This window comes from Magnetococcus sp. PR-3, from assembly GCF_036689865.1.
GTDB lineage: Bacteria > Pseudomonadota > Magnetococcia > Magnetococcales > Magnetococcaceae > Magnetococcus.
In genome coordinates, this window is record NZ_JBAHUQ010000014.1 from 10,891 (window position 1) to 21,958 (window position 11,068).

Annotated in this window: 7 protein-coding genes; 1 reads left to right on the plus strand and 6 read right to left on the minus strand. The window is 53.0% G+C overall.

The features are described from left to right. Positions 1 to 114: 114 nt before the first annotated feature. From V5T57_RS09575 to V5T57_RS09600, 6 genes are all read right to left on the minus strand, one after another. On the minus strand, positions 115 to 3,885 hold the full coding sequence (locus tag V5T57_RS09575; RefSeq protein ID WP_332890981.1) for a helicase associated domain-containing protein: 3,771 nt from the start codon (positions 3,883 to 3,885) through the stop codon (positions 115 to 117). A 139-nt stretch (positions 3,886 to 4,024) separates the two neighbouring features. Next, positions 4,025 to 6,100, minus strand: coding sequence for a bifunctional aldolase/short-chain dehydrogenase (locus V5T57_RS09580; RefSeq protein WP_332890982.1), 2,076 nt, complete (start codon positions 6,098 to 6,100; stop codon positions 4,025 to 4,027). A 74-nt stretch (positions 6,101 to 6,174) separates the two neighbouring features. Beyond that, on the minus strand, positions 6,175 to 7,053 hold the full coding sequence (gene lsrF / locus V5T57_RS09585; RefSeq protein WP_332890983.1) for a 3-hydroxy-5-phosphonooxypentane-2,4-dione thiolase: 879 nt from the start codon (positions 7,051 to 7,053) through the stop codon (positions 6,175 to 6,177). A 421-nt stretch (positions 7,054 to 7,474) separates the two neighbouring features. Then, entirely contained in the window at positions 7,475 to 8,065 is a 591-nt protein-coding gene (locus tag V5T57_RS09590) for a FlgO family outer membrane protein (RefSeq protein ID WP_332890984.1), read from the minus strand. Next, positions 8,065 to 8,685 carry a FlgO family outer membrane protein gene (locus V5T57_RS09595; RefSeq protein WP_332890985.1) on the minus strand — a complete coding sequence of 207 codons (621 nt, stop codon included), beginning with the start codon at positions 8,683 to 8,685 and terminating at the stop codon, positions 8,065 to 8,067. The genes V5T57_RS09590 and V5T57_RS09595 overlap by 1 nt, the downstream gene beginning before the upstream one ends. Positions 8,686 to 8,691: 6 nt before the next feature. Beyond that, a complete protein-coding gene (locus V5T57_RS09600; protein ID WP_332890986.1) occupies positions 8,692 to 9,738 on the minus strand; it encodes a type IV pilus twitching motility protein PilT in 1,047 nt (348 codons plus the stop codon). A gap of 231 nt (positions 9,739 to 9,969) precedes the next feature. Here V5T57_RS09600 and recA point away from each other — a divergent pair, with 231 nt between their 5' ends. After that, a complete protein-coding gene (gene recA / locus V5T57_RS09605) occupies positions 9,970 to 11,016 on the plus strand; it encodes a recombinase RecA (protein WP_442918195.1) in 1,047 nt (348 codons plus the stop codon). The last annotated feature ends 52 nt before the right edge of the window (positions 11,017 to 11,068 follow it).

Here is an 11,068-nt window from a genome sequence, read left to right on the forward strand (position 1 = left end):
CAGCCCCCTGTCGCCATATACCACTCAGCTTCATCATAGCGCTGAATGGGGAGGGGGCCTATAAAAAAAGGGGGGGAGGGGCCAGAAAGCCCCTCTGTTGAGAATGGTTATACTTTACCAGCTAAATCCTAAGTGATCTAACCGTTCAAAACGGTGTTGATCCATATTGCCATCCCGATAGGTCTGCCGTTGGAACTGAACCCATAGTCCCAGCTGAGCATTGCCAGCCCAGTCCACAGGTACATCGCAGTGGCCCTGTTCCTGTCTGAATTGACGTAATGCCTGGAACAGCTCTTCAGCTTGTGCCTGTTTAGTGTCCCAAATAAAGTCCAACGCATTGAGCATTTCAACCAACTCAGCAGATAACAGATCCTTACTCCCTGCTGTTCGCTGTTGTTGTACCCAGCGGGCCAGGGCAGGTTGCTCCGTATCATTAATGGAGATGGTGGAGTGCCCTTCTCTGGCATGGTAGGCCTTCAGGGATTCATAGTTGGCTTCCCAGATCAGCCGCTGGGGGTCCCAAATAAACTCCAGTTCATCCAGGCGCTGTGTCCGCTCTTGCCCTAGGCTATCGACTTTATGACTTTTACGTTGCGCCTCTACCCACCAGGCAAGTTCAGGATCTTCTTCGTAGTTGTCAGGTACATTACAGTGCCCATACAGGGTGTGGTACTCCACCAGCTGAATAAACATCTGCTCCCAAAAGACCTCTTGAGCATCCCATATAAAGTCCAGTTCATCGAGTAAGGCAATAGCATGATCGGATAGCTGTTCTTTTTTACGGGCATTGCGCTGGGTGGTAACCCATTTGGCCAGTTGAGGATTTTCTGGCCACCCTTTGGGAACATGACAGTGGCGACGCTGGTTGCGATAGGCCGCTAACGCCATGCGCATGCTATGCCAGTCATTCTCTTTCTGATCCCAAGCCATACCGACGGCAGAGAGGGCATCTTTTTGGTCCTGAGGCAGTTTTTCTTTACCACCCAGTTTACGTTGTTCCAATAACCATGCTGCCAGTTGCGGGTGTGTAGCATCCTCTTTGGCCAGGTATATGTGGCCATGTTCACGCTGAAATGCAATGGCTTGATCCAGCATAGCCCACCACCGTGTTAAGGTCGGGTTCCAATCAAAGCCCATCCGGTTAAGGGCTGTGATGCGCTCGGGATGTAGCTTCTCTTTAAGGTGCAGTTTGCGCTGTTTATCGCCCCAGCTAAAGAGCTCTTGTTCTGTCTCAGAATCCGGTTCAATGGCACCAAACTGCTCACGAAAAGCCATGAGTTTAGCCAGCATAATCTGCCAGTCCTGCTTCTCCAGGTCCCACACAAACTGAATTTGATCCAGCAGTAAGATCTGATCGACCTCCAACTTACCGGCGGCAAAAAGTTTACGTTGATCTGTCACCCAGCGGTGCAGTCCGGGGTTTCCGGGTGGGGCTTCTGGTACACGATCATGTCCGTGGCTCTGTTTGAACTGACGTAGGGTGTCGTACATACCTTCCCAGTGGGCCTGCTTCAGATCCCAGACAAAGTGTATCTGTTCTAACTGTGCCCGGTGTTCGTCAGACATCTTTCCGGTAAAGCCATCCCGGCGTTGTTTGCGTACCCAGCCTGACAGTTCAGGGTTCTTCTCAAACGGTTCAGGAACGTCATCATGTCCTTCTTGTTGTTTGAAAGTTACCAGGGCACGGTACATAAGCTGCCAATAGGTTTCGTCAGGATCCCAATCAAATCCAACGGCTTCCAGTGCTTCAATGCGGGGCTTGGGCATTGAACCAAGCTCATAGGCTTTGCGTTGCCGCTTGACCCACCGTTCTAGGGTTTCATCCTCTGTCTGAAACAGGGTGTCCGGTGGTAACAGCTTGGCTTGAGTTGCAAAAGCTCCCAGCATGCTATCCCATTGGCCCCCTAGGGCTTCTATGAGGTCAGCGCCAAAGCGTGCTTTAAAATCGCTACTATCCACACCATGGCCGGTGATTTCTAATAACTGCCATAGGGGTTCGGTATCCAGCTGTTTGGTCATCCCCTCACGAAGACGAATTTCATGAAGCTGAGCCGCCAGTTGGCTGTCCATTCCTTTTAGGGCCATGAGGAGGTTTTTAAGATCTTCCAGGCCGAAAGGTTCACCTGCAACCCGTCCATTTTCATCAAACCCCCGGTGGAAGACCAAAGGCATAATCATATGGGCGTGGGGGGTGTCTCCCCGCAGGGTTGGACGCAGCAGAGGTTGCATGGCATCCAGCAGATCCAACTTGCCCTCAAGCTGAGGGAACAGCAGTAAAGCATCGACCGGTGGGCAGGGCTCTCCCTTAACCAAGCATCGGTTGTGGGCCAATAACATCGGAGGGTCGGCTTGTAGTGAGAGCCAGTGTGCATCCCGTTTATGTGCAGGCCATTTGCCATCAAAACAACGTACAACATACCCTTCACGCATGGGATCTGGGGCGCTGCGTCCAGGCGAGGTATAGAACTGCTGGGCCTCTTTGCTGTTCACATGGGTGCTGAGTACCCGGTGTGGCCGTAAGGATTTTAAAATGTGTTTAGCCCCGCGCCACTGGGCACTGCGTAAATGTTCTTCCCGAGACAGGCCATCGGTCGGGGTTGGCATAAAGACCAGGGGAAGGTGCAGTTTATAAGGGCGAGCCAAATGATGACGAACCGCACGGCGATAGCTCAAAGGCAGAATGGTAGGGCCAAACAGCTCTTTTTCCATGCTGTATTGAGGTTTGGCATCCCCTTCTGGTGTCAATCGCCCTGCCAGCTTAGGCTCTGGGTTATGGGTCAGGAAAAGCGTGGGGGGCTCCTGCTTGGGGGTCTCAAATTCCCCCAGTGTTTCAAATAGGTGCGGATGACGGCTTTGCCTTTTGCCCGCCAGCTTGTGGGCATCGGTAATAATGCGCAGCATGGGGGGGGTGGCCTGTAAAAAAGCCTCGAGTTGGGGTAGTGCTTCTGTGGTTGTTAGGTAGAGTTTTACACCATGAAAACGCCATTGGCTAAAACGATCCACCGCTTCACGGTCCCCGTAGAGGGAGAAGGGTAGTTCCCAAGGGTTGAGCTTAGGGCGGTCTGTGGCACCTTTATGGGGTTCTGCGGGTTGAAAAGGCAGAACACTTAAGCTTAGAGAGCTGGCATGTCGGTTAAGGTAGCGCCACACTTTCCCCATTCTGGCCATGCCACCACTAATGGCTACACACACGGTGGCAGGTGCTTGTAGACCTTCAAGGTAGGTCAGCAGTAGAGCTTCTGTTAAACCGGTTGGTGGTAAGGCAACCGTACGCCGAACATTATTTTCCAGTCCTTGTAAACTCTCTTTTGCAACCGAGACCAAGGCAGGGGCAGGCTGAAAGCGTTGAGGTTCACTGCGGCCACTACGCAACCACTGGCGAAGCGCCAAAAAGTCGTTTTGGGTTAACTGATCCAGATCTGGCCCACGCACCGCAAACCAGGGGGCTTCCCCTTGCAGTTTGTTGGGTAGGGTATTGGCATTGGTAATTAAAACCCGGCGCAGTGCGGCAGGTTGAGCTTCTGCAAATGGGGCGAGCTGCTTAGCGGTCAGGGGGGCGCGATCTTCACTGAAAAGGGCGCCGACAGCATGTAAGCCCCCTTCAGGTGATTTGAAGATGGCTTGAAACGGGGTGTCACTGTTATGGGCCAGCCCCATCTGCTCGCGCAAATGTTCGGGTAGATCGCCCCAGAGTTGAAAGCCGGTCATGCGCATTAACCGGCCTGTGGCCAGTAATCCGTGCAGCAGACAAGCCATCCACTCTTGACGTAATGCGACATCCTCTACCGCAGCCAGACGAGACTCTAGCTCCGAAAAGGTGTGCAGATCGTCAAACAGCCCATGTTCGACCAGTGTGATCAGACGTGATGGAATGATGTTACCCATGGCACCCTTGCTCAACAGAACAACCGCAGCTAAAAGCAACGGTCATCAAAAACATCCGGTCATTGCGACCTGGGAAAAACCGGGAATTTATATTCCCTTTCTAGACCGCCATGCCGGATGGTTGATCGGGCATGGTGGGTTATCTTGGTGTGGCGTCTGGCAGTCCGCCATCCACCGGCAATGTTGCCCCGGTTGTTGGGGATTGCCGGGTGGCAAAGTAGGCCACAGCACGGGCCACATCCTCTGCCGTTATTTTTTCTTTGAGCAAGTTGCGGTTTCGGTAGTAATCCTCCAAACCCGCTTGGTCAAGCCCGCGGGCTTTCATACGATCTGGACCTACCGTTGCCCACAGCCCTGACTGACGGTCGCCATCCGAAAATACAGCATCTGGAGCGACCATATTCACCCGTACCCCAAGAGGTGCCAGTTCCAGACTGGCAATCCGTGCCAGTTGGTGGCTGGCTGCCTTGGTGGCACTGTAGGCACCAAAGCTGGCGCCAGGGGCAAAAACATTTTTGGTGGAGATAAGAATAATATCCCCACCCATCGCCATACTGGCGTAGTGGTTGGCAGCCTGCTTGATCAGGTTTAGCGTGCCTTCAACATTGACCTGCTGCAGGCGGGCAAACTTATCGTTTTCCATCTGAGCAAGGGTAGAAACATGGGCGAGCCCGGCATTAATAAGCACCAGATCCACGCCACCCCAAAGGTTAACCATCTCAGCCCACCCTTGGGCAATGGCGTCAGGGTCCGTTACATCCATCGGTAACCCCAGCAGGCAATCGCCATAAAGCGGGGTTAACTCGTCAACTAAGCTATCTAAAGCAGGGCCGGCCAAATCCGTTGCTGCAACACAGGCGCCAAGATCCAACAGGTGCCGTACAATACCGGATCCTATGGCCCCCGCCGCTCCAGTCACCACCGCAGTGGTGCCGGTCAGCGGCGGGGCCGTGGGGGTCGCCACTTTGTCCTGTTGGAGCATAAAATATTCCATATCGAAACATGCCTGCTCCGACAAGGGGTTATAGGTCCCTCCGGTATTATTCACCCACTGCTTAACACGCACATTTTGCTCGGTTAGGTCGGCTAAAATTGCCGCTTCGTGCTGATTTTGCGCCATGCAAACGGCACCCACCCCCGGAATAAAAATGACACTGGGCAGGGTGTTGGTTGGGGTAGGGGGCTGTTCTCCTCCATGCGTGCTCAGGTAGGTTTGATAGCGCTGTTGCCATGCTTCGATCTGCCCGGCCATTTGATCATAGTTATCCAGCCACATAGGCCAGGGTTTCATGCGGATTACATAATCTGATGTAATCGGGGCACTCATAAGCAGTGTATCAGCCCCAATGGCATTGACCGCCTGCAGCATGCTCTCCGTGATGATGGGGTGCAAAACCATGCGCTGTTTAGGAAAGGGACCATCGGCCATAACTGGGCTAAGTAGGCCCCGTAACTTAGGTGCCAGCTCTTGATAACTACGCTGTGCGGCCTCTAAGTTAACAATGGGGTCATGTCCGTGGCTGGCTCTTTTACTGCCAAGCCAGCGTTCCGCAGCAAAGATCAGATCAATGGTGCGTTCATAACTGCTGCGGGCGCTCTCCCCCCACGTGACCAGCCCATGACCCATGAGAACCATGCCGCGGGCATCCGGTTGTTGATCAAAGGCAAGCAGAGCTTGTTTGGCCAACTCAAAACCGGGATGCATATAGGGCACAATGATCACATCCGCCCCCAGTGCCTCTCGGACGATCTGCTCACCATCTGTACGGTTGGTTAGGGTAAGGATGGCCTCTGCATGGGTGTGGTCAACAAAGGTGGCGGGTAGCCATGCATGTAGCAGTGTCTCAATACTGGGCATAGGGCTGGTGTGATCCAGCCGGTTAAGGGCCAGTTGGTTGCGCATCTGCTCATCGGAGAGTTGCTCCAGGTGGCGCAGAGATTTAAGCCCCTCCAGATTCATGGAGACATGATCATCTGGCTGCATGACCGCCAAGTCCCGCCCGGAACCTTTAACGTGCAGTGTCGAGAGAGGATTGCCAAAAAGGTCTGTCTGGCTGGTTTTTACAGAGGTATTGCCCCCTCCGTGTAACACCAATGTTGGGTCCGCACCCAGTAGGTGGCTTGTGTAGGTGCGTATGGCTAGCGCTTCACCAAAAAGAGTGGCATAAGCATCCAGCATGTCAGCGGCTTCTGCATCAGACCATAGGTTCTGCATGGCAGTCCCTTTTTAAAACGGGGCATAAAGAAAATGTGGGTTGGGACAGAACGCCCCAACCCATATGGGCGTGTTTAGCTATTTTTAAGGTCCTGATAAAGCGCATAAGCCTCTTTGGGCTTCATCTCTTCATGGACCACTTTATTCACCGCTTGGATCATGGCGGTTGGGGCGTCGGATTGGAAGATATTCCGGCCCATATCCACACCAGCAGCGCCTTGCTGTATGGCATTGTAAGCCATGGTCAATGCATCCAGTTCAGGCTGCTTTTTACCCCCTGCAATAACAATGGGCACGGGGCAGGCTGCGGTGACGGTCTCAAAATCCTCTTCGACATAGTAGGTTTTGACATAAGCAGCCCCCAGTTCAGCAATAATACGGGTGGCCAAGCGCATATATTTGGCATCACGGGTCAGCTCTTTACCCACAGCGGTTACACCCAGAACAGGCATACCATAGCGGTTACCTGCATCAATCAAACGGGTGAGGTTGTGGATAGATCGTGTCTCAAACTCGCCACCAATGAAAACCTGTACAGCAACAGCCGCAACATTCAGGCGTAAGGCATCTTCCATGTTTACGGCAATCTCTTCATCCGAAAGCTCTTTAAGGATGCTGGGACCACCGCTGGCCCGCAGAACCACACCGTTGGTATAGGTGGGGGGGGTCATGCTACGCAGCACACCACGGGTGCACATGAGCGTATTAGACCAAGGCAGTAGGGGGACGATGTCGACATCAATACGTTCCAAGCCTGTGGTGGGGCCCATGAAGTAGCCATGGTCCACGGCCAGCATGACCGTACGGCCTGTATCTGGACGGAAAATCTTAGAGAGACGATTTTTCATGCCCCAGTCCAGGCTGTTGCACCCTTTAAGGGTGGTCTGGGGGTTCACCTGGGGGATGTTGAGGTGGTAATTTTTGCTCTCCTGCATACCGTCGGTATCAGCCATGGTGACCTCGCTTTAGTTTAAATACTCAATAACTGAGTAGTGATCGTTGATAAAAAAACGAGGGCATAATAACAGATTCCGCGTCAGCACGACAATTGATGCTGAGGGAAGGGAGAGGATTGTATGGGTTGGGGGGATGTTGGTGGGAAAAAGAAGGATTTATACGCAGGGCGCAGCCTGTTGACCGTTGGCAGCCAATTTGTTTATTGAGCTGTTTGTTATGAAGCGTGGTTAGATTGGTTCTTGGTGAGCGATTAAAAGCGGGAGGGGCTGGTTATCACACAGTCTATAGGGTGTGACGATTCATTCTGTGTAAAGGGGGTGGCTAAATATGGGGTGGTGATTCTGGCTGGTATAAGAACAAAAAAAACCCCGCTCTAGGCGGGGTTGGGAGTATAGAAAAAACGGATAGGTCGGTGTCTTACATGCGACTTTTTGGGTCGAGCAGTACCCGGACATTGCTGGAGATCGGGACACTGAAATCTTGAGCGCCCAAGGTGGCGCGATCTTTTATGCGAATAAGCTGAACATTAAAGAAGACGCGGCTACGCGCAACCGTGTAGGTGCCAGCAAATATAGCTTCTGCACGGGTCTCTTTAGAAATTTTGTCCAGTTCGCGGGTCAGTACAAACTGCCCCTGCTTGGGTTTCATCAACAAGTCGGAACGCAAGTTCATTTGTGTCACGGTATAACCGGACTGGGTGAAGCGTGCCGCCATTTGTTGACTGACCAGACGCCCCAAAGAGGTGGTCTTGGTCAGATCATCATTGTTGACAAAACTACCAGCGACAATGGGGAACCGGCTGGGAAAACGGTCGGCCAGATTGGTGATCATGGCATCGGCCGCCCCATAGGCGGTCGTCAGTAGCTCTGTTTCAGGTGGGCTGGCCTGCTCGCTGGGGGTTGAAACCAGCGGGTAGGTGTCCGGGAAGCGCGGTTGGGCGCAGCCAGAGACCATGGCTGCCGTCAACAGGGTGACGGCCAGCCCTTTGACGAAAGTTTTTTTGTTCATTATCGATCCACCACCGACAGGGAAGGCCCGCCCGTTTCAAGCAGGAGATCTTCCGTATTGGGATTGAGGGGCAGCTTGGCATCAACCGATGCAAGTACCTGGCGATTGTTCACCCGAATCATACGGGTGGTGAAATCCAGGTTGGTGCGGCCACGGGTATAGTTGCCAGTGACAACCGCATAAGCCTTGTATTCCGCAGAGAGTTTTTCAATGTCGCGGGAGAGAATAAACTCACCTTGCTGCATGCGAATAGCAAGATCTTGGCGCAGTTTAGGCTCAAGCACGGCAAAACCCTGCTGGGTAATGCGGGAGGCAATGTGGTCGGAGAGAAGCAGGCCTAGCTCCGAGGTGCTGTCCAGGTTGCTGCGGTGAACAAAGCTGGTCACCAGGATCGGCTTTGAGCGGTGGTAAGAAGGATGGTTCTTACGCAGCTCAGCCACCAGGGCGTCAGCAATTTGATGGCTCATGCCAATGAGATCCACCTCCACTGGGGGGGCAGGCAGTCGAACCTCAACAGGAGGTGCAGCCGGTGGGGCATGCACGGCAATGTTTTGGCAACCGGTTAGCGCCGAACCCAGTGCCAGCAGACCCAGGGAGAGGCCAGTAAGACGTTTTTTCATGGTACCCTATCCGTTTGATTTGAACTGGTCTTTGACGTTGGCCTTTTCATAGGCCTGCTCGCGGGTGATGAGACCCTTCTGAATACAGTCTTGCAAACCTTGTTCCAAAGTCTGCATGCCCAGTTTGCGACCGGTCTGAATGGATGAGTACATCTGTGCAACCTGATTTTCCCGGATCAGGTTTTTAATGGCCCCCGTACCCAGCATAATTTCATGTACGGCAATCCGGCCGCCCCCTCGTTTTTTTAGCAGGGCCTGAGAGATAACGGCTTTCAGTGACTCTGCCAGCATGGTGCGGATCATATCTTTTTCAGCTGCGGGAAAGGCGTCGACAATTCGGTCAACCGTTTTGGGGGCAGAGCTGGTGTGCAGTGTCCCAAATACCAGGTGACCTGTTTCAGCCGCGGTTAGTGCCAGGCGGATGGTCTCTAGATCGCGCATTTCCCCCACAAGGATGGTGTCGGGGTCTTCCCGCAAGGCAGCGCGCAGTGCGTTGTTGAAGCTTAGAGTGTCTCTGTGAACTTCCCGCTGACTGATCAGGCTTTTTTTGGATTGATGCACAAATTCAATAGGGTCTTCAACGGTCAGAATATGCCCATAGTCTGAAGCGTTTTTATAGTCAACCATCGCCGCTAGGGTGGTGGACTTACCCGAACCTGTCGGGCCTGTCACCAACACCATCCCCCGTGGCGTCGCGGAGATCTCTTTAAAGATCTCCGGGGCACCCAGTTGTTCCAGCGTGAGAACCTCTGATGGGATGGTACGCATAACCGCGCTGACACCGCGTTGCTGTTTGAACGCGTTGACACGGAAGCGTGCGACCCCATCGAGAGCAAAGGAGAAGTCGCTCTCATGCGTCTCTTCAAATCCTTTTTTCTGCACGTCGTTCATAATGCCATGCAGCATGGCCAAGACATCATCACTGGATTGGGTGGGTACATCAATACGTCTGACATCCCCATCAATACGCACCATGGGGGGCAGGCCGGCTGATAGATGCAGGTCAGATCCGCCATTCTGAACAATAAAGGTGAGCAGATCTTTCAGGTCCATGGTGAGAAATCCTTTTGGGTAAAGATGGGGGTGGTGAGGTCACTCAAGCAAATTTAATACCTGACGATGGTACACCGCAGTTGCAGTGTGAGCAATTGTCACAATTCAATTGAAGCAACCGTGGCTTTAATGGGCTTTTTTTTGTATAAATACTCCTTTGATAAAAAAAAGGCCGTGGGCATGGATCTGCGGCTATTTTTCGCGACGCTTCTGCCATCAAGAGGAATAATCATGGCTTTGGATAAAGATAAGAGCAAAGCGCTGGATGCAGCGCTCTCTCAGATTGAGCGCCAGTTTGGTAAAGGCAGCATCATGCGCATGAGCGAAGGGGCCTCCAAGGATATTCCTGTGGTCTCTACCGGCTCTCTAGGTTTGGATATTGCGTTGGGGATTGGTGGACTGCCCCGTGGGCGTATTGTTGAGGTGTATGGACCGGAATCTTCCGGTAAAACCACCATGGCACTTCATGTGGCCGCAGAGATCCAGAAAATTGGTGGTGTGGCTGCTTTTGTGGATGCTGAACACGCCTTGGATCCTGTTTATGCCCGTAAGCTGGGTGTGAACGTTGATGAGCTGATTATCTCTCAGCCTGATACCGGTGAACAGGCACTGGAAATTACCGACATGTTGGTTCGCTCCGGTGCTGTGGATCTGGTGGTGGTAGACTCTGTTGCCGCGTTGACGCCCCGCGCTGAACTGGAAGGTGAGATGGGGGATTCCCACGTGGGTCTTCAGGCTCGCCTGATGTCTCAAGCGCTGCGTAAGCTGACCGGTAGTATCAATCGTTCCAGCTCTCTGGTGTTGTTTATCAACCAGATTCGTATGAAAATTGGCGTCATGTTCGGCAGCCCCGAGACCACCACCGGTGGTAACGCTCTAAAATTCTACTCCTCTGTCCGTTTGGATATCCGTCGTATCGGTGCCATTAAGGATAAGGATGAAGTGGTGGGCAACCGCACCCGTGTTAAGGTGGTGAAAAATAAAATGGCACCGCCCTTCCGCCAGTGTGAATTTGACATCACCTACGGTTTGGGTGTCTCCCTACCTGGCGAGTTGCTGGATATGGGGGTAGAGATGGGCTTGGTAGAAAAATCTGGCGCTTGGTACTCCTATGATGGTGAGCGCATTGGCCAAGGCCGTGAAAATGCCAAACGTTACATGATGGAAAATCCAGATGCCGCCATGAAGTTGGAAGATCAGGTGCGCATTAAAGAGGGACTGCAGCCCAAACATGGTAGCGCGCCACAGCCTGCCGCAGAAGCAGCCCCAGCAGAGTAAGTGGTGAGACACGGTCCTGGTGTGTTCCTCTCCAGGACCGTGCGACCACGTT

Coding starts and splice junctions, on each gene's coding strand:
- V5T57_RS09580 (WP_332890982.1), bottom strand. CDS start 6,100: ATGCAGAACCTATGGTCTGATGCAGAAGCCGCTGACATGCTGGATGCT.
- V5T57_RS09590 (WP_332890984.1), bottom strand. CDS start 8,065: ATGAACAAAAAAACTTTCGTCAAAGGGCTGGCCGTCACCCTGTTGACG.
- V5T57_RS09595 (WP_332890985.1), bottom strand. CDS start 8,685: ATGAAAAAACGTCTTACTGGCCTCTCCCTGGGTCTGCTGGCACTGGGT.
- V5T57_RS09575 (WP_332890981.1), bottom strand. CDS start 3,885: ATGGGTAACATCATTCCATCACGTCTGATCACACTGGTCGAACATGGG.
- recA (WP_442918195.1), top strand. CDS start 9,970: ATGGCTTTGGATAAAGATAAGAGCAAAGCGCTGGATGCAGCGCTCTCT.
- lsrF (WP_332890983.1), bottom strand. CDS start 7,053: ATGGCTGATACCGACGGTATGCAGGAGAGCAAAAATTACCACCTCAAC.
- V5T57_RS09600 (WP_332890986.1), bottom strand. CDS start 9,738: ATGGACCTGAAAGATCTGCTCACCTTTATTGTTCAGAATGGCGGATCT.